At 68.5% G+C, this 19,565-nt stretch carries 12 protein-coding genes; 5 read left to right on the plus strand and 7 right to left on the minus strand.

The window, feature by feature from the left end; genetic code table 11:
- Position 1: 1 nt before the first annotated feature.
- The 3 genes from ACN6PJ_RS02210 to ACN6PJ_RS02220 all read right to left on the minus strand — a co-directional run bounded on the left by ACN6PJ_RS02210 (position 2) and on the right by ACN6PJ_RS02220 (position 9,895).
- Positions 2 to 1,351: an aminotransferase class I/II-fold pyridoxal phosphate-dependent enzyme gene (locus ACN6PJ_RS02210; RefSeq protein ID WP_427994259.1), complete on the minus strand. Its 1,350-nt coding sequence runs from the start codon at positions 1,349 to 1,351 to the stop codon at positions 2 to 4.
- Complete coding sequence (locus ACN6PJ_RS02215; protein ID WP_427994260.1) at positions 1,348 to 8,925, minus strand: SDR family NAD(P)-dependent oxidoreductase; 7,578 nt, start codon at positions 8,923 to 8,925, stop codon at positions 1,348 to 1,350. Before ACN6PJ_RS02215 ends, ACN6PJ_RS02210 begins: the two co-directional genes overlap by 4 nt.
- A 364-nt stretch (positions 8,926 to 9,289) precedes the next feature.
- Entirely contained in the window at positions 9,290 to 9,895 is a 606-nt protein-coding gene (locus tag ACN6PJ_RS02220) for an RBBP9/YdeN family alpha/beta hydrolase (RefSeq protein WP_427994261.1), read from the minus strand.
- 314 nt (positions 9,896 to 10,209) lie between these two features.
- On the opposite strand from ACN6PJ_RS02220, the gene ACN6PJ_RS02225 reads away from it, so the two are divergent.
- The 3 genes from ACN6PJ_RS02225 (at position 10,210) to ACN6PJ_RS02235 (ending at position 13,472) form a co-directional block, all read left to right on the plus strand.
- Positions 10,210 to 11,337, plus strand: coding sequence for a branched-chain amino acid ABC transporter substrate-binding protein (locus tag ACN6PJ_RS02225; protein ID WP_427994262.1), 1,128 nt, complete (start codon positions 10,210 to 10,212; stop codon positions 11,335 to 11,337).
- 148 nt (positions 11,338 to 11,485) lie between these two features.
- Positions 11,486 to 12,187 (plus strand): response regulator, encoded by a 702-nt coding sequence (locus ACN6PJ_RS02230; RefSeq protein ID WP_427994263.1) that lies wholly within the window; start codon positions 11,486 to 11,488, stop codon positions 12,185 to 12,187.
- A complete protein-coding gene (locus ACN6PJ_RS02235) occupies positions 12,180 to 13,472 on the plus strand; it encodes an ATP-binding protein (protein ID WP_427994264.1) in 1,293 nt (430 codons plus the stop codon). Before ACN6PJ_RS02230 ends, ACN6PJ_RS02235 begins: the two co-directional genes overlap by 8 nt.
- 36 nt (positions 13,473 to 13,508) lie before the next feature.
- Here the strand turns inward: ACN6PJ_RS02235 and ACN6PJ_RS02240 are convergent, their stop codons facing one another.
- The 4 genes from ACN6PJ_RS02240 to ugpB form a co-directional block, all read right to left on the minus strand.
- Positions 13,509 to 14,597: a sn-glycerol-3-phosphate import ATP-binding protein UgpC gene (locus ACN6PJ_RS02240; RefSeq protein WP_427994265.1), complete on the minus strand. Its 1,089-nt coding sequence runs from the start codon at positions 14,595 to 14,597 to the stop codon at positions 13,509 to 13,511.
- Between the two features lie 65 nt (positions 14,598 to 14,662).
- On the minus strand, positions 14,663 to 15,514 hold the full coding sequence (gene ugpE / locus ACN6PJ_RS02245; RefSeq protein WP_427994266.1) for a sn-glycerol-3-phosphate ABC transporter permease UgpE: 852 nt from the start codon (positions 15,512 to 15,514) through the stop codon (positions 14,663 to 14,665).
- A 21-nt stretch (positions 15,515 to 15,535) separates the two neighbouring features.
- Entirely contained in the window at positions 15,536 to 16,417 is an 882-nt protein-coding gene (gene ugpA, locus ACN6PJ_RS02250) for a sn-glycerol-3-phosphate ABC transporter permease UgpA (RefSeq protein ID WP_427994267.1), read from the minus strand.
- A 188-nt stretch (positions 16,418 to 16,605) separates the two neighbouring features.
- Positions 16,606 to 17,919 carry a sn-glycerol-3-phosphate ABC transporter substrate-binding protein UgpB gene (ugpB, locus tag ACN6PJ_RS02255; RefSeq protein ID WP_427994268.1) on the minus strand — a complete coding sequence of 438 codons (1,314 nt, stop codon included), beginning with the start codon at positions 17,917 to 17,919 and terminating at the stop codon, positions 16,606 to 16,608.
- 194 nt (positions 17,920 to 18,113) lie between these two features.
- Here ugpB and proC point away from each other — a divergent pair, with 194 nt between their 5' ends.
- Positions 18,114 to 18,947, plus strand: a complete 834-nt coding sequence (gene proC, locus ACN6PJ_RS02260; protein WP_427994269.1) for a pyrroline-5-carboxylate reductase — start codon at positions 18,114 to 18,116, stop codon at positions 18,945 to 18,947.
- Complete coding sequence (locus tag ACN6PJ_RS02265) at positions 18,944 to 19,498, plus strand: queuosine precursor transporter (RefSeq protein WP_427994270.1); 555 nt, start codon at positions 18,944 to 18,946, stop codon at positions 19,496 to 19,498. Before proC ends, ACN6PJ_RS02265 begins: the two co-directional genes overlap by 4 nt.
- Positions 19,499 to 19,565: the final 67 nt, after the last annotated feature.

Below are 19,565 nucleotides of genomic sequence, written 5' to 3' on the forward strand. Positions count from 1 at the left end.
CCTACAGGCGTTCCATCTCCTCGGCCAGGGTGTCCACCGCGCAAGCGATGTCGGCCTCGCTGTGCTCGCTGCACAGGAAGAAGCGCAGGCGCGCCGATTGCTCGGGGACGGCGGGGTACAGGATGGGCTGTGCGTTGATGCCGCGCGCGAACAGCGCGGCGGAGAGCCGCGCGGCCCGGAGCGAATTGCCGACGATGGCCGGCACGATGGCCAGCCCGGCGCTGGTGCCCGTGTCGATGCCGGCGCGCCGCGCCCGCTCGAGAAAGCTGGCGCCGCGGGCCTGCAGCGCGGCCACGCGCTCGGGCAGTTCGCGCATGCGGCGCAGCGCGGCCAGGCTGGCCGCCGCAACGGGAGGCGGCATGCCTACGCTGTAGAGAAAGCCCGGCGCCAGGAACTTCAGGTGCTCGACCAGCGCGCTTTCGCCCGCGATGTAGCCCCCGCAGCCCGCCAGCGTCTTGCTGAGGGTCCCCATCCAGATATCCACGTCGGAGCCGTCCAGCCCGAAATGTTCGCGTATGCCATGGCCGCGCGGCCCCATCACGCCCAGCGAGTGAGCTTCGTCCACCATCAGGAAGACCCGATGGGCGCGCTTGATCTCGACGTAGCGGGGAAGGTCGGGATAATCGCCGTCCATGCTATAGAGGCCTTCCAGGACGACGAGCACCCGTTCGAAGTCGCGCCGATGGGCGCGCAGCAGCGCGTCGAGCGCACCGGGGTCGTTGTGGGGGCAGGACAGGCGCTTGGCGCCGGAAAGCTGGATGCCCTGCAACACGCTATTGTGGATCAGCTCGTCATGGACGATCAGATCGTTCGGCCCGAACAGCATGCCCAGCGTCGATACGTTCGTGGCGTGGCCGCTCACGAAGGTGACGGCGGCATCCACGCCGTACAGCGCGGCCAAGGCCTCTTCCAGCTCCCGGTGCACGGGGCGCTCGCCCGAGACGAGGCGGCTGGCCGAGACCGACGTGCCGTAGCGGTCGATGGCGAGCCTGGCTGCTTCGTTGACGGCAGGGTCGCCCGACAGGCCCAGGTAGTTGTAGCTGGCGAAGTTGAGATAGGCGTCGCCCGCGATGCGGGTCGAGGCGCCGGCGTTGCCTTCGTGCAGCTTGAAGAAGGGGCTGCTCACGCCCAGCCTGGCGGCCCCTTCGCTGATGATGCGCAGTTGCTGGTAGCCCGGATGCAGGGCGAAGCGGTAGTGCTGTTCAGGGACGTCCTGGCCGCTGGCGGCCGCGGCGGCGGGCTGCCGGCCCGCGCTCTTGAGCTTGCGTTGCAGGGCGTCCTGGATGAGCCGTTGCTTGATGCCGGCGGCGAGGCCGGGACGGCGCTTGTCCGTGGTGGCGTCGCGCGTCATTGGGCCAGTCCTTGCCCGGCTTCGGCCTGGCTTGCGCGGACGCGGCGGGTGATCGCGTCGATATCCTCGGGCGCCACCTCCTGGGCGTGCTGGGTCGCGAGGCGCTCGATGTGGGTGGCGATGCCGTCGGCGTCGCCGCCATCGTGGCGGGCGTCGCCGCGCAGGGCGAGGATCAGGCGGGCGCTCAGCTTGTCCAGCGTCGGGCTTTCGCTCAGCGCCATGACCGGCAGGCGAATGCCGAAACGGCCTTCCAGCGCCACCACCAGTTCGACGCCCATCAACGAATCCAGCCCGATATCGTACAGCGAGCGGCCGGGATCGATCCTGTCGGCGGGAACCCGGAGGATCTCGCTGACCTCCTGCTTGAGGAGCTCGATGATGCGCGGCGCGAGTTCGGCGTCGTCCAGTTCGGCGAGCTGCGCCAGCAGGTCGTCGGCGGAACTGCCTTCGTCGCGGGCGTCGCCCGCGAGGCGGGCCAGATCGGCGTAGCGAGGCGCCGCCGAGGAGGGCAGATGGCGGGCCAGCGCATGCCAGTCCAGCTCCAGCACGCCCAGGTCGCCGGCTCCGGAGAGCAGCATGTCCTCGAGGGCCGCTAACGCGACCTCGGCCGAGGTGGGGGAGCCGCCCATGCGGTGCTGGAGCGCCTGCTTGATCTGTTCGTTGCGCGCCAGGTAGCCGGCGTCGTCGATGGCGCCCCATCGCGGGCAGGTGGCGGGCAGGCCTTGCGAACGGCGCAATCTGGCCAGCGCCTCCAGGCCGGCGTTGGCGGCCACGTAGGCGCTCTGGCCGGGGTTGCCGAACAGCGTGGTGGCGGACGAGAACATTACGAAGCAGTCCAGCGGGTCATCGCGGGTCAGTTCGTGCAGCAGGACCGCGCCGCGCAGCTTGGGCGCGAGCACCCTCGCGATCCGGGCTTCGTCCGCGCCCTGCGCAAGCCCGTCCTCGATGACGGCCGCGGCATGGATTACGCCCCGCAGGGGCGGAAGCGCTGCGCGCACCGTCGAGAGCAGGGCCTCCAGCGCGCCCGCGTCGGTGACGTCGCAGGCTTGGGCCATGACCGAGACGCCGCGCGCGCGCAGCGCGGCCACGGCCTGTTGCGCCTCTTCGGAGGCCGGGCCGGCGCGCCCGATCAGCACCAGGTGGCGCGCGCCCTTGTCGGCCAGCCATTGCGCGGCGCGCAGCCCGAAGCCGGACAGGCCCCCCGTGACGAGATAACTGCCATCCGCTCCGAGCGCCAGGGCGGCGCGCGGGCCGTCCTCTATCGCTTCGGGCAGGCCGCGGCGGTAGGTCACGACCACCTTGCCGATCTGCCGCGATTGCTGCATGTAGCGGAAGGCGTCGACGATGTCGCGGGCGTCGAAGATGCGCTGCGGCAGCGGGCGCAGCGCGCCTTCGCCGAACAGCGCCATCATCTCGCCGTAAAGCGTGCGCGCGAGTTCGGGGCGCCCGGCCAGCAACTGGTCCGCGTCGATGCCGAAGTAGCTGATGTTGTTGCGGAAGGGGCGCAGCCCGATGCGGGTGTTCTCGTAGAAGTCCCGTTTGCCCAGCTCGAGGAAACGGCCGAACGGCGCCAGGACGTCGAGGTTGCGGCGCACGGCTTCGCCCGCGAGCGAATTGAGCACCACGTCCACGCCGCGTCCGCCGGTCTGCGCGAGGATCTCCTCCGCGTACGAGAGCGTGCGGGAATCATAGACGTGCTGAACGCCCATCAGGCGCAGGAAATCGCGTTTTTCCTCGGTGCCCGCGGTGGCGTGGATCTCGGCGCCGCGCCATTGCGCGTACTGGATGGCGGCAATGCCGACACCGCCCGCGGCGCCGTGTATCAGGACCTTCTCGCCCGGCGCGAGCCTGGCCAGGTGGTGCAGCGCGTAATAGACGGTGAAGAAGGTGCTGGGGATGGTGGCGGCGGCTTCGAAGGATACTCCCTCGGGGATCGGAGCCACGGCGGTGGTCCCGGTGGTGACGTGGTCGCCGAAGCTGGCGGGGCCGAAGCCCAGCACCGTGTCGCCCGGGGCGTAGCCGGCGACCGCGGCGCCGCAGCGCACGATCGTGCCGGCGAACTCCAGTCCCAGCGTCGGTCCCGCGTAGCCGTTTTCCAGCGCTTCGTCGGCGAGCAGGCCTAGGGCGTACATGACGTCGCGGAAGTTCAGGCCCGTGGCGTGCACGCGCACTTCGACTTCGTCATCGGCCGGCGGCCGGCGGTCGTGGGATTCCCAGCGCAGATTGCGCAACTGGCCCGGCAGTTCGAAACCCAGTCTGCGCGCGCGAAGGTCCGGCGCGGACGCCGATGCGGGCAGGGGCCGCGGCGCCACGCGCAGGCGCGGCGCGTAGCGCGCCCCGTCCTGCGCGAGCACGAGTTCCTGTTCCGTGTCGGGCTCGCGCAATTCGCTCATGATTGCGTCCAGCGGCGCGGCGTCGGCGGCGGCCGGCAGGTCCAGCAGGCGCACCGTGACGGAGGACGCTTCGTTCATCAGGCTTCGCCCGTAGCCGGCCAGCGCCGCGCCGGTGGCATTGGGTATGCCGCCCGCGGGCGCGCCCGGCGGGGGATGGGCGCCGGCGGTCAGCAGCCACAGCGTGGCGGGCTGGCCCTGGCGTTCGCAAGCGCGCAAGGCCGCCGCGGCCAGCGCGCAGCGGCGCGCGGGCGCGCCGTCCTCCGCGTACAGCCCGGCGGCGTGCACCACGTGCTCATACGTGCCCGACAGGGCCAGCGCGGGCAGCGTGTCGGCGGAGGCGTCAGCATCCAGTGGCAGGTGCGTCGCCTCGTAGCCGCTGTCGCGCAGGGCTCGGGTGAGCGAGGTCGCCAGCGCGGCGCCCGGCGCCGACCTGTCCGCCAGCAGCAGCCAGCGCTCGGCCCGGACGGACGGCCGCGGATCGGCGGGCGCCGTCTCGGGCAGTTCGCCGGCACGGGCATGCAGCACATAGGCGCCGGCCATCGCGCCCGGCGTCAGTTCCAGCGCCGGTTCGCAGGCGCAGCCCAGGGCCTGCAGCTCCTGGCGCCAGAACGCCGGAGGTTGCTGCATGGAGAGCTTGCCGCCGTCCACGGCGTCGATCCACCAGGAGGGACTCGTGCCGAAGACAAAGTCGGCCCAGCGCGCGGGATGGTGAGCCACCAGGATCAGCGCGGCGCCGGGAGCGAGGCGGGCGCGGGCGTCATGCAGCGCGGCGCGCGCGTCCGCCAGGCTGCCGAAATTGCATTGCACGATGGCCAGGTCCACCGTCGCATCCGCGGCGCCGGCGTCATCGTCCGGATCGCCGATCAGCCGGATCGACGCATCCGGATAGTCCGCGAGCCGGGCGGCCGCGGCCTCGCGGCTATCGTCGTCCGCCGCGGCATAGCGGTAGTCGGCGCGCCTGAAGTCCAGGGCGGCGCAGCAATCGGCGCCGAACCACGGGGCATGGGCGCCGACCTCCAGGAGCCGCAGGCGGCGCCCGGGGGGCAGGGCGTCCTGCGCGGCCGAGATGATGCCGCCCAGCGCGCGGGCGAGCTGCTGGCGGGCGGGCGCGGCGAGAAGGTGTCGGGCGAGGTCGCGGTGGGTGAACTGGGAAGCCGCGGCATCATCCGCCGCGCGCAGCCCTTGCAGCATCGCGGGCAGGTGCAGCCCGATCCGGCCTGCCGCCAGGGCCGGCCCGAAGTGTTCCGGATACTCGCGCGCAAGCGTGTTCCAGATGTCGGCGGCCGTGGGTTCGCCCGCGAGCTCGGGAGCCAGCGACCAGCCGGCCTCGGCGCGGGTCGCGAGACCCGAGCTTTCCGCGCGCTGGAGCAGCATGTCCAGGAAGGGCGAAAGCGCCGGCGCGCGGGCGCGTTGCGGCGCCAGCGCGGCATCGTCCAGCCGGCCCTGTCCGTCAGCCAGCGCGCGCAGGGCTTCGATGCCGTAGCGTTCGCAGAGGGCGTCCAGCAGGGGCTCCGCTTCTTCGGCGTAACGCGCGTAGCCGGGATCGGACGAGGCTTGCTCCAGGGCGTCGGACAGGGCTTGTCCCAGCCCGCGGAGCGGCGTGCCGGAGGCGGCGCCGGCGCGCGGGCGCGGCGTCAGGGCCTCTTCCACGAAACCAAGGCGGTCCCCGGCGGCCTTCAGGAGGCGCACGCTGCGCAGGCTGACTTCGGAGAGCGCCGCCACGGGTTCCCCGCCATCGGCGTACAGCGAGATATCGACCGTCAGGGCGTGGACGGACCGGCGCCGCAGCCGCAGTTGCGCATAGCGCGGGGCTGGCGCATCCGCGTTCAACGACAGCCTGCCGATGCGGACCGGCACGAATGCCAGCCCCAGGCGGGCGGCGGCGTCGTCCTTCAGCAGGTGCGCGGCCAGCTGAAACGCGCTGTCCAGCCGCGCCGGGGCCAGGTGGAAGGCCTCCTCGCCATCGGCCGGCCGCAGCACGGCCAGCACGGTGCTGGCGTCCACTCGCCAGCCCCGCTCGATCAATTGGTAGGCGGGCCCATAGTTCAGGCCCACGGCGCGCGTGAGCATCTGGTGTTCGGCGGCCAGGAAGTCCGGCGCGCGGTCGGGCGGCGCGGCCAGCGGGGAGCGCAGCCGCGAATCCGAAGGCTCGGATAGCAGCCTCGCGCTGGCGTGCAGGGTCCAGGAGTCCTCGCTGCCCAGCTCGCGCGCGCGGATGCGCACGCGGCCGTCGTCGAGTTCGATCGAGGTGCGCGCCAGCTTGGAGGGCGAGGCCGCCAGCAGCAACGGCGCATGGATTTCGAGATTCTCCAGTTCGGCGTGCGCGGCGGGATGCCGCTGCAGCGCGGCGGCCAGCGCCAGTTCCGCGAAACCCGCGCCGGGGAACACGACGGCGTCGCCCACCACGTGGTCCGCGAGAGCCGGATGGGCGTGCGTGTCGAACTGGCTTTCCCAGGCGGCCTCGTGCTGGACCAGACGGTAGCCCAGCAATGGATGCACGCGATGGCGGTGGAGCAGGCCCAGCGACTCGGGCGTTTCCGGGTGCCAGTGCCGTTCGCGCTGCCACGGGTACGCCGGCAGGGCGTGGAAGCGTCCCGGGCGGGGGAACAGCTTGTCCCAGCGCGGTTCCGCGCCCGCCAGCAGGGCTTGCGCGGCGGCGGCGCGGATCTTGGCGGGATCGTCTTCCCCGCGGGTCGCCGTGGCCAGGACCCGCCCGGCGCGCTCGGCGCACTTCAGCGCGTCATTGACGTAGCCGCGCAGCACGGCATGGGGGCCGACTTCGATGAATAGGTTATTGCCCTGCCGGACGGCCCGCGAGGCCGCCTGCTCGAAGCGCACGGGCTGGCGGATGTTGCGCCACCAATAGCCCGGGTCCAGCTGCGTTCCGGCCAGTTCGGCGCCTTCCACCGCCGAGTAGAACGGGCAGCGGGCGGGGCCGGGGCGCAGCGCGCCCAGCGCGGCGATCAGGTCCGCGTGCAGCGCGTCCATGGCCGGACTGTGGAACGCGTACTCCAGGTCCAGGCGCTTGCTGGCCACGCCGCGAGCCTGCAGCGCGGCTTCCAGGCGGGACAACGCCGCTTTGTCGCCCGCGATCGTGGCGCCGCGCGAACTGTTGTAGCCGGCCACGAACAACTCGGACGCAAGCCCCAGTTCGGCGAGCAATGCCTGCGCGCTGGCGCCGTCGACGCCCACCGCGCTCATCTGGCCGCTGCCCAGGGTCGTGCCCTGCAAACGGCTGCGGTGATGGATCACCTGCACCGCGTCGGACAGCGAAAGCGCGCCGCAGGCCCACGCCGCCGCGACTTCGCCGACGCTGTGTCCCATGACCGCGGCGGGCTCGATGCCTTGCCGCGCAAGCATGCGGGTGACGCCGACCTGCAGGGCGAAAAGCGCGGGCTGGGCGTATTCCGTGCGCGCGAAGCGCGCGCCGTCCAGGCTGCCCGCCAGTTCGTCCGCCAGGCGATAGCCGGCCAGCGGCGCGAACAGGGCGTCGACGTCGTCTACGGCGGCGCGGAAGTCCGCGTCGGCGAGAAGGCGGCGCCCCATGCCGACCCATTGCGAGCCGTTGCCGGAATAGACGAAAACCGGCCCTTGGGCATCGGGCAGCTGCTCGCCGATATAGATGTCCGGCCCGGTTTCGCCGTCGGCGTAGCGCCGCAGCCGCCGCGAGGCATGCTCTCCATCGTCGCGGCAGACGATCAGGGCGCGGTGCTCGTGCCAGTCGCGCCGGCGCGCCGACTGATAGGCGGCGTCGTAGAGCGACTCGCGATCAAGTCCTTCGAGATGGCGCGCCATGTCGCGCGCGGCCGCGCGCAGCGCGTCGGAGCTGCGGCCCGACACGATGAGCGGAAATGCGGCGGCCTCGCCGGGGCCGGCAGCGTCTGCCGGCGCATGGGATCCGGTTTCGGGGCTGCTGAGAATCACGTGCGCGTTCGCGCCGCCGAAACCGAACGAGTTCACGCCGATCACGAGGCGGCCCGCGGCCGGCAGCGCCTGCGTCTGCGTCACGACGTCGAGATTCCATTCCTGCGCGCGTATCGCCGGGTTGAGTTCCCGGATGCCGATGGTGGCGGGCACGCGGCGATGCATCAGGCTGTACACGGCCTTGACCAGTCCGGCCACGCCGGACGCGGCTTCCAGGTGGCCCATATTGCTTTTCACGGAGCCGATGGGCAGCGGCCGGCCCGCGGAGCGGTGGCGTCCCAGGGCTTCGCCGATGGCGCGCGTTTCGATCGGATCGCCGACCGGGGTGCCCGTCCCGTGGGCCTCCAGGTAGTCGATCTCGTCGGGGCTGATGCCGGCCCGGGCATAGGCGCTGCGCAGCAGGTCGGCCTGCGCGTCGACGCTGGGCACGGTCAGGCCGGACTTGCGGCCGTCGGTGTTGATGGCGGTGCCGGCCACCACAGCCAGGATGGGATCGCCGTCCGCGATCGCGCGGTCGAGATCCTTGAGCAGGAACAGCCCGCCGCCTTCGGAGCGGACATAGCCGTCGCCGGACGCGTCGAACACGTTGCAGCGGCCCTGGCGGGACAGCATCGAGGCCTTGGAAAAGACCAGGAAGCCGTAGGGATGGAGATGCAGGCTGATCCCGCCGGCCAGCGCCTGCGAGATCTCGCCCGATTCGATGGCGCGGCAGGCGTGGTGGAACGCCACCATGGAAGACGAGCAGGCGGTGTCCATGGCCAGGCTCGGGCCGCGCAGGTCATAGAAGTATGAAATGCGGTTGGCGGCGATGCTGGTGGCGTTGCCGGTGGCGAACGAGGCGTCGACCACGCCGAGGTCCTCGGACACGCGGTGCGAGTAGTCGGCGCTGGCGATGCCGATGTAGACGCCGCAATCGCTGCCGCGCAGGCTGGAAGGCTTTACGCCCGCGTTCTCCATGGTTTCCCATGCCAGTTCCAGCAACATGCGCTGTTGCGGGTCCATGAGGGCGGCCTCGCGCGGAGAGATGCCGAAAAATGCGGCGTCGAAGCCGGATAGGTCGCCGAGCGAGCCCGCGGCGCGCGAATAGGACGTGCCGGGGTGTTCGCGCAGGGGATGGTGATAGGTGTCCGTGGCCCACCGGCCGGGGTCGATCTCGGTGACGAGGTCGCGGCCCTGCAAAAGATCGGGCCAGTAACGGGCGGAGTCGGTGCTGGGAAATCGGAACGAAAGTCCAATGAGAGCAACACGCTTTGCCATGTGAAATCCTTCTAGCAAGAGCTGGTTGACAGCGTAGTGAGGCGCCTCTGCTGCAAGAGGGAAGGCCGGCGGGCGGGCCCGCGGACGGATAGGCGCTGGGCATGCGAAGGCCCCGGTGCATACCGGGGCACGGCCGTGGCAGGCTGCGGCGCCCGCCGGCAGCGTTCAAGTCGGGGGGATTCTAGGGGCCATGTGGCCCCTAAATATTTCAAGTCCCGACATTATTAATACCAACGTTGCGTCGGCCGGGGCGGGACCAGGACGCGCACGGAGGAGCGCCGGCAAGGCGCGCGCCGGGCTGGAACGGCTTATTACATGGTTGTCAGGTCGTTTACACGTCATGATCGGCCTTGCGGGCGCGGGATCACGCGTGATGCGGCAGCGGACGCGCCGGAATCGGCGCGATACGTTCGGGCGGCGGCGACACCCGCCAGGCTGCGCGGCGGCGCAGGGCGCCCAGGAGCTTGAGGCCCTGGGGCCAGTCGTCCAGGCCGCTGTCGGCGTTGATGTGGCCCGCGCCCGCCAGCACCACGAGCCTGCTGCCCCAGTCCCGGGCGAAGCCGCGGGCGCGCTCGAGCTGGCAGTACGGATCGTTGTCGCTGGCCACCACCACGCTCTGAAAAGGCAGCGACTGGCGCGCGATGGGCGCGAAGGCCCGGAGCGGCGGCGGCGCGCCCTCGCGTTCGACGTCGGCGGGCGCCACCAGCAGGGCGCCGGCGACCTTGGCGCGCAGCGGCACGGGCAGCGATGCGCTGATCAGGCAGCCCAGGCTGTGAGCGATCAGGAGGACCGGGCTGCGCGCCTGGTTGACTTCGGCGGCCAGCGCCGCGATCCATTCCGCGGGCGCCGGATGCTCCCAGTCGCTCTGTTCGACGCGGCGCGCGTGGGGCAGCAGCGCCGCCCAGCGGGATTGCCAGTGTTGGGGTCCGGAGTTTTTCCATCCGGGAACGATGATCGGTTGGAGTCTCATGGCGGCCATGATGCCGCGGCGCCTTAGTAACGCAAACGAATAAATCGTCTTTTGCATATATGGCGCCGGGTATAAGCCGATGAGCGCGCGATTGCGGCGGCGCAATAAGAAAATGGCCGCAAAGTCGGCGTGGAACCGGCCCGAAAACCGTTATTTTTCAGTGTATGCTTGCCGTGCAATCACAATGCAACCGGGCGTGACCAGGGCCGAACCACCGTGCAATGGGCAGTCCTGCAGGCGTGCTGGGCCTGGAAACGATCCGGCGTCCGCTCGGTGCACAAACTAACGATTACAAATCATTAGAGGAGTCCAACATGAAGCCAGTATTCCGTCTGACCCCGGTCATCGCCGCGCTGGGCGTCGCCGCAGGTTTGGCGTTTGCCGCGGGAGCGCAGGCGCAGACCATCAAGATCGGCGTCGTCGGTCCCACCACCGGCGCGGTCACGCAGTATGGCGATATGGTCCGCGAGGGTGTCGACACGGCGATCGAGCGCATCAACGCCGCCGGCGGCGTCAATGGCAAGAAGCTGGAAACCGTGGTGATCGACGACGGCTGCGAGCCCAAGCAGGGCCCGGTCGCCGCCAACCGCGTCGTGAACAGCAAGATCGGTTTCGTCGTGGGCCACGTGTGCTCGGGCGCCACCATCGCCGCCGCGGACGTCTACAACAACGAAGGCGTGGTCATGGTGACCCCGTCGGCCACGTCGCCGGCCCTGACCGACGGCAAGAACTACGAGTTCATCTTCCGCACCATCGGCCGCGACGACCAGCAAGGCCCCGCCGCCGCCAAGTTCATCCTGGACAAGATCAAGCCCAAGAAGGCCGCGGTGCTGCACGACAAGCAGTCTTACGGCCAGGGCATCGCCACCGCGGTCAAGAACGACCTGGAGAAGGGCGGCGTGCCCGTCGCGATCTTCGAAGGCATCAACGCGGGCGACAGCGATTACTCCGCCGTCATCACCAAGCTGAAGAGCCAGGGCGTGGATTTCGTCTATTACGGCGGCTACCACCCCGAAATGGGCCTGCTGCTGCGCCAGGCCGCGGAACAGGGCGTGAAGGCCAAGTGGATGGGTCCGGAAGGCACGGGCAACCCGGACATCAACGCCATTGCCGGCGACGCCGTCGAAGGCATGCTGCTGACGCTGCCGGCCGACTTCACCCAGAACGCCGCCAACGCCGACATCGTCAAGGCATTCGAAGCCAAGAAGCGCAACGCCAGCGGCGCCTTCCAGATGACGGCCTACACGGCCACCCAGGTCATCGCGGACGGCATCAAGGGCGCGGGCACCGACGACCCGACCAAGGTCGCCAAGTACCTGCACGCCAATTCCTTCGATACCCCGATCGGCAAGGTGTCCTGGAACAAGCAGGGCGACCTGACGAACTTCCAGTTCGACGTGTTCGTCTGGCACAAGGACGGCTCCAAGAGCGTCTACAAGTAATCCCAGGCGGGCTCGGGGCCCGTGGCGGCGGCGCGAGCCGCCCGCCGTCGAACATCTGGCCGGGCCGGAAGCGACTGTCTTCCGGCCCGGCTTTTTCATTGCGCGCGCGTAGAATGCGGCGCCATCGATCTTTTTTGTCCGGACTCCCATGACCAAGGCCTTGTTAGTCGAAGATGATCCGAAACTGTCGCGGCTGATCGCGCAGTTCCTGGAGCAGCACGGGTTCAACGTCGCCCAGGCCTATCGGGGCGACCAGGCCGTCGGGGCGTTCCGCCGGCACGAGCCCGCCATCACCATCCTGGACCTGATGCTGCCGGGGCGCGATGGGCTGCAGGTCTGCCGGGACCTGCGCGCATTTTCCTCGGCTCCCATCCTGATGCTTACGGCGCGCGAGGACGACCTGGACCAGATCCTGGGCCTGGAGTCGGGCGCCGACGACTACGTCATCAAGCCGGTCGAGCCGCGCGTGCTGCTGGCGCGGGTCCGCGCGCTGCTGCGCCGGCACAGTCAGCTGGACGAGCCGCCGGAACGCCTGGAGTTCGGCCCGCTGGCGATCGACCGGCGCGCCCGCGCGGTGTTCCATGCCGGGGCCGAGGTCGACCTGACCACGATGGAGTTCGAAATGCTGTGGGCGCTGGCCAGCCAGGCCGGCCAGGTGCTCACGCGCGACGATCTGCTCAACGCGGTGCGCGGGATCGAGTTCAATGGGCTGGACCGCAGCGTGGACGTGTGCGTCAGCAAGCTGCGCCGCAAGCTGGACGACGACCCGCGGGATCCCGCGCGCATCAAGACCGTGTGGGGCAAGGGTTATCTGTTCTCGCCCACGGCGCACGAGGGCGGCGATGCTTAGGTTCGTCCTGCGGCTGTTCGTGGTGCTGGCGGTGGGTTTCGTCATTTCGAACGAAGTGGTGGACCGGTCCGCCAACTACTTTTTCGAGCCGGTCAGCGACGCCTACACGCGCGAAGCCGTGCGAGGCCAGATCCACAGCCTGGTGCAGGAGCTGGGGCGCGTCGCGCCGGCAGAGCGCGCGGCGTATGTCCGCGATCAGTTGGCGCCCCATTACGGGCTGGCCCTGAAAGTGGCCCCGGCCGGCAGCTACGGCGCGAACGAAGAGGAGCGCGCCCAGATCGCCGCGGGCTCGTTCTTCGTGCGCGACAAGATGCAGACGTTCGTCGCGGCGCTGCCCGGCCCAGGCGAGCAATGGCTGGAGGTCAGGCTGCCGCCGGAGCCGCCCGTGGGGCCCTGGGTGATGGCCGCCGTGTATTCGGCGCTGGCGCTGCTGCTGTGCGCATTCATGCTGGTGTGGGCATTGCCCACCTGGCGCGACCTGGAGGCCCTGAAGACGGCGGCGCAGCGCATGGGGCAGGGCGACCTGCAGGCGCGCGCGCGCCTGTCCCGCCATTCCAGCATCCGCAACCTTGGCGACACGTTCAACCAGATGTCCGACCGGATCGGCGCGCTGATCGGCAACCAGCGGGACCTGACCAACGCCGTCTCGCATGAGCTGCGCACGCCGATCGCGCGCCTGTCGTTCGAACTGGACATGATCGACCGGGAAGGAGACCCGGCGGCGCGCAAGCGCCTGGTCGAGGAAATGAAGAGCGACGTGGCCGAGCTGGACGCAATGGCCTCGGAGCTGCTGATGTACGCCCGCCTGGAGCCCAAGGGCGACGGGGTCGCGCTGCAGCCGCAGGACGCGCGCGGCTGGCTGGACTCGGTGGTGCAGCATGCAGGGTTCGAGGCCGAAGTCTCGGGCGTGCGCTGCGAGGTGGCGCTGTGCCAGGTGCGCGAAGTGCACGTGCATCAGCGCTACATGACGCGCGCCTTGCTGAACCTGCTGCAGAACGCGATCCGGCATGCCGACGGCCTGGTCCAGGTCAGCCTGATCGGCGCCTCGGCGCGCGAGTACGTGCTGATCGTGGACGATGATGGCCCAGGCATTCCCGCCTCGGACCGCGAACGCATCTTCGAGCCCTTCATCCGCCTGGACGAGAGCCGCGACCGGGGCACGGGCGGCGTCGGCCTGGGGCTGGCGATCGTGAGCCGCGTGGCGCGCTGGCACAACGGCTCGGTGCGGGCTGCCGACAGCCCGCTGGGCGGGGCGCGCTTCGTGATGACGTGGAAAACCGCCTGAGGGCGCGCGCGGCGCGGCCCTCGGAAATGCGGGTCCCTACAGCCCTTGCACGCGGCGGCCGGTGTCGGGCTCGAACCAGTGCAGGGGGTGGCGGCCGTCGGAGCCGACGTTCACGCGGGCGCCCACCTTGGCCGACGATTCCGACAGCTGGCGCGTCGTGCAGCGCACGACCAGAGTCGCCTTGCCGCAGCGGCAGTGGACCAGTTGCTCGGAACCCAGCGTTTCGACCATCTCCACCTCTGCCGGCACGCCTTGCGTGTTCAGCAGCATGTGTTCGGGCCGCATGCCCATGATGATCTTGCGGCCGCGGACCTGCGCAGGCACTTCCAGCGGCGAAATATCCAGCGCGATGCCGTCCAGGCTCTGGACCGTGCCGTCGCCGGCCACGTTCACTTCCATCAGGTTCATGGGAGGCGAGCCGATGAAGCCGGCCACGAAGGTCGAGGCGGGCTTTTCGAAGACTTCCATCGGGGTGCCGATCTGCTCGGGCACGCCCTGGTACATGACGATCATGCGGTGGGCCAGCGTCATGGCCTCGACCTGGTCGTGGGTCACGTACAGGCTGGTGGTGCCCAGGCGGCGGTGCAGCTTCATGATTTCCAGGCGCATCGCCACGCGCAGCTTGGCGTCCAGGTTCGACAGCGGTTCGTCGAACAGGAAGACCTTGGGTTCGCGCACGATGGCGCGGCCCATGGCGACGCGCTGACGCTGGCCGCCGGACAGCGCTCGGGGACGGCGGTCCAGCAGATGGCCCAGTTCCAGGATCTGCGCGGCCGCGTCCACGCGCTTCTTGATCTCGTCCTTGGAGAACTTGCGGATCTTCAAGCCGTAGGCCATGTTCTCGAACACGGTCATGTGCGGGTAGAGCGCGTAGTTCTGGAACACCATCGCGATGTCGCGCTCGGCGGGTTCCAGCGTGTTGACGACCTTGTCGTCAATGACGATGTCGCCGCTGGTCACGGTTTCCAGGCCGGCGACCATGCGCATCAGCGTGGACTTGCCGCAGCCCGAGGGGCCGACGATGACGATGAATTCACCGTCCTTGACGTCCATGTCGATGCCATGGATGACCGGCACGTTGCCGGCATAGGTTTTCTTGACGTTGCGGAAGCTGAGAGTAGCCATGTGTTATTCGTGTTCGGAGTCGTGTTCGGGGAGCGGCCGGCGCCCGGGCGCGGCCTGGGGGGACGTCATTTTTCAGTGTCGACGAGACCCTTGACGAACCATTTCTGCATCAGGATGACGACAAGCGCCGGCGGAATCATGGCGAGCATGGCGGTGGCCATGGTGATGTTCCATTCGGTCACGCTGTCGCCGCCGCTGATCATCCGCTTGATGCCGATGACGACGGGATACATGTCTTCCTGCGTGGTGATCAACAGGGGCCAGAGATACTGGTTCCAGCCGTAGATGAACTGGATCACGAACAGCGCGGCGATGCTGGTCTTGGACAGCGGCAGCAGCACGTCGCGGAAGAAACGCACGGGGCCGGCGCCGTCGATGCGCGCGGCTTCGATCAGCTCGTCCGGCACGGTCAGGAAGAACTGCCGGAACAGGAAGGTGGCCGTGGCCGAGGCGATCAGCGGCAGGGTCAGGCCGGCGTAGCTGTTGAGCAGCCCCAGGTCGGCCACCACCTTGTAGGTGGGCGCGATGCGCACTTCGACGGGCAGCATCAGCGTGACGAAGATCATCCAGAAGAAGAACATGCGGCCGGGGAAGCGGAAGTACACCACCGCGAAGGCCGACAGCAGCGAGATGGCGATCTTGCCGATGGAAATCGCCAGCGCCATGATCAGGCTGACGTACATCATGCGGCCCACGGGCGCGCCCGAGGAGCCGCCGGACGAGCCGCCGAACAGCGCCTGCATGTAGTTGTCGACGAAATGCTTGCCGGGAATGAGCGACATGGGCGCTGACGCCACTTCCTGCGCGGTCTGGGTGGACGCGACGAAAGTGACGTAGAGCGGAAATGCCACCATCGCCACGCCGCAAAGCAGAATGAAGTGGGCCAGAATATCCAGCCAGGGACGGCGTTCAACCATTGTTTTTAGCCTCGGACAAAATCAATACTGCACTTTGCGGTCGACGTAGCGGAACTGCACGACCGTCAGGGCAATCACAATGAACATCAGCACCACCGACTGGGCCGCGGACGAGCCGAGATCCAGGCCGCGGAAGCCGTCGCTGTACACCTTGTAGACCAGGATTGAGGTCGCGGTGCCCGGACCGCCCTGCGTCGTCGTGTCCACGACGGCGAAGGTATCGAAGAAGGCGTAGATGATGTTGACCACCAGCAGGAAGAACGTGGTGGGCGAGAGCAGCGGAAAGACAATGCTCCAGAACCGGCGCGAGGGGCTGGCGCCGTCGATCGCGGCGGCTTCGATGAGCGAGCGCGGGATGGACTGGAGGCCGGCCAGGAAGAAGAGGAAGTTGTACGAGATCTGCTTCCATACCGCGGCGATCAGCACCAGCAGCATCGCCTGGTTGCCGTCCAGGCGCGGATTCCAGTCGACGCCGGCTTGGCGCAGGGCCACGGCCAGGATGCCGACGGAGGGCGAGAACAGGAACAGCCACAGCACGCCGACCACGGCGGGCGCCACGGCGTAGGGCCAGATCAAAAGCGTCTTGTAGAGCCCGGCGCCGCGGATGACGCGGTCGGCCATGACGGCCAGCAGCAAGGACACGCCCAGGCCGACGACCGCCACCAGGACGGAGAAGACGGCGGTGACGCGGAAGGAATCCAGGTAGGCCTGTTGCGAGAACAGGTCGATGAAGTTGTCCAGCCCGACGAATTCGGAGGACAGGCCGAAGGCGTCTTCCAGGCGCATGGACTGCCACATGGCTTGTCCGGCGGGCAGGAAGAAGAAGACCACGGTAATGATGATCTGCGGCAGGAGCAGCAGATAGGGCAAGGTCTTGTGCCCGAATACAACGCGTTTTTCCATAGGGGGAACCCAAGGTACAGAAAAGCGGCGGTTGAATCACCGCCGCCTGAAACCGCCTTCGCAAAATACGATAGGCTTAAAGCCCCAAAAAAACCAGGGCCTTAAGCCTTGCGCTGAACATGCCAAGTCCTTGTCACAGCATGGAAAATGCCGATTGACAAGGACGCTTCAGCGTAACGGGAAGGGCGTTACTTTACACTCTTCTCGAACTTTTCCAGCAGCTCGTTGCCGCGCTTGACGATGTTCTCGGCGCCGTCCTTGGCCGAGACCTTGCCCGAAACGATGCGTTCGATTTCAGCGTCCTCGATTTCACGGATCTGCGGCAGGAAGCCCAGGCGCAGGCCGCGCGACTGCGCGGTGGTTTCAACGTTCAGCTGCTTGACGCCGACTTCGGTGCCCGGGTTCTTGTCGTAGAAGCCTTCCTTCTTGGTCAGCTCGTAGGCGGCCTTGGTGACGGGCACGTAGCCGGTCTGCTGGTGCCAGCGGGCGGCGATTTCCGGGCTGGCCAGGAACTTGAAGAACGCGGTCACGCCCTTGTAGGTTTCCGGCTTCTTGTTGGCGAAGACCCACAGCGAGGCGCCGCCGATGATGGTGTTCTGAGGAGCGCCCTTGACGTCGGCGTAGTAGGGCAGGGTCGAGGTGCCGAATTCGAACTTGGCGTTCTTGGCGATGTTGGCGCGCAGGCCGGACGAGCCCGTGATCATGGCGCACTTGCCGCTGATGAACAGCGAGTTCGGTTCGTCGCCGCGCCCGCCGTACATGAAGATGCCGTCCTTGGCGAGCTTGGCCAGGTTGTCGAGGTGGCGCACGTGCAGCGGGGTGTTGATGGCGATGCGCGCGTCCAGGCCGCCGAAACCGTTGTCCTTGGTGGCGTACGGCACGTTATGCCAGGCCGAGAACGTTTCCAGCTGCACCCACGACGGCCACGAAGTGGTGTAGCCGCATTCCTGGCCCGCGGCCTTCAGCTTCTGGCCGGCGGCGGCCAGCTCTTCCCAGGTCTTGGGAGGATTGTCGGCGTCCAGGCCGGCCTTCTTGAAGGCGTCCTTGTTGTAGTAGAACACCACGGTCGAGCTGTTGAAGGGCATCGACACCAGCTTGCCGTCGGCCGAGGAGTAGTAGCCGGCCACGGCGCCGATGAATTCCTTCGGATCGATCGGGTTGCCGACTTCCTCGGACATCTGCTGCACCGGCTTGATGGCGCCCTTGGCGTACATCATGGTGGCGGTGCCCACTTCGAAGACCTGCAGGATGTCGGGCGCGTTGCCGGCGCGGAACGCGGCGATGCCGGCGTTCATGGATTCACCGTAGTTGCCCTTGTAAACTGCCTTGACCTGGTAATCGGGGTTCTTCTTGTTGAACTCGTCGACCAGCCCGTTCACGCGGTCGCCCAAGGCGCCTTCCATCGAATGCCAGAACTGGATCTCGGTGGCGGCATGCGCGGAGGCGCCTGCGAAAGCCGTCATGATGGCGGCAAAAGTTAAGGCAATACGGTGGGATCGCATAGTGAGGTTCCTCCAGGTTGGGCGTGTTGCAGCCGGGGTGTCCGGGCGCGGAAAACACGACACCTTATGAATTGTTTGTGACAAAACCGTGACTTTCACATCAGTCTAAACGCCTGTCAAATTGCGCGTTTTAGGCGCGAACGAACATTTTTCCTTTTTCTCCCTACGGGAACTACCGTTTACAATCGCTGGCTATGAAAAACGAACTTTCGATTGCGTTCATTGGTGGCGGCAATATGGCGGCCGCCCTGGCATCGGGTCTGGCGGGCAAAGTATGCGCCGCCGGCAACATTCATGTCATTGACATTAACCAGGATGCGCACGCCGCCTGGAAGACCCGCGGCATGACCACCGCCACGGCCCCGGACGAGGCCCTGGCGCGCTGCCGGGTATGGGTTTTCGCTGTCAAGCCACAGAACATGAAAGACGTTGTGGCTTCCACGCGTCAGTGGTTGCGCGAAGACACCTTGGTGGTAAGCGTGGCGGCAGGTATCCGGGCCGACACGCTGGCCGCCTGGCTGGGCACGCCCGAAGCGCCGTTCAACCGCCTGGTGCGCTGCATGCCCAACACGCCGGCCCTCGTGGGCGCCGGCATGACGGGCCTGGCCGCGCTGGATGGCGTGGGCGAGGCCGACCGCGAACTGGCGGCCAGGCTGCTGTCCAGCGTGGGCAGCGTGGTCTGGGTGGACGGGGATGCCGCGCTGGACGGCGTTACGGCCCTGTCGGGCAGCGGTCCGGCCTATGTGTTCCTGTTCCTCGAGGCGCTGGTCGCCGGCGGCCAGAAGGTCGGCCTGACGGCCGAGCAGGCCAAACAGTTGGCGCTGGGCACGCTGGCCGGCGCGACGCGCCTGGCGGCGGAGTCCTCGGAACCGCTGTCGACCTTGCGCGAACGCGTCACTTCCAAGGGCGGCACCACCGCCGCCGCGCTGGACTCGTTCGGCGCCGCGGGCTTTGCCGGCATCGTGGAGGAGGCCATGGCCGCCGCCGCGCGGCGTTCCCGCGAGCTGGCGGAGGAGTTCGGCAAATGATGGCGGCGGCAAGACGCTATCAGCCGATGAGCCGCGCGCAGTTCGGCATCGCCGTGCTGTGCATGCTTCTGGTGGTGGTGGGCTCCAACATCCTCGTCCAGGTGCCGCTGAACGATTGGCTGACCTGGGGCGGGCTGTCGTATCCAGTCGCTTTCCTGGTAACCGACCTGCTGAACCGCCGCTTCGGGCCGGCGGCCGCCCGCCGGGTCGCCTGGTTCGGCTTCGCCGCCGCGCTGGTTGTGTCGGTGTGGGTGGCCTCGCCGCGCATCGCGCTGGCGTCCGGCCTTGCCTACATCTGCGCGCAACTGGTGGATATCCAGGTATTCGACCGCCTGCGCGACCAGCGCTGGTGGCGCGCGCCGCTCGTGTCCGGCACGCTGGGCGCGGTGCTCGACACGGCGGTGTTCTTCAGCGTGGCCTTCGCCGCCACGGGCGCGCCGTGGGTGACCTGGATGATGGGCGACCTGGCGATCAAGCTGGCCGTCAACGTGAGCATGCTGGCGCCGTTCCGGGCGCTGATGTGGAACCTGGCCAAGCCGGCCAGCGTTTGATGCCGCGCGCATGCCCGGGGCAACGCGCCCGGGCGTCCGGCGCAAGGCGATGCCGGGGCCGGAAAAC

Source organism: Achromobacter sp. (genome assembly GCF_050285585.1).
GTDB lineage: Bacteria > Pseudomonadota > Gammaproteobacteria > Burkholderiales > Burkholderiaceae_B > Achromobacter.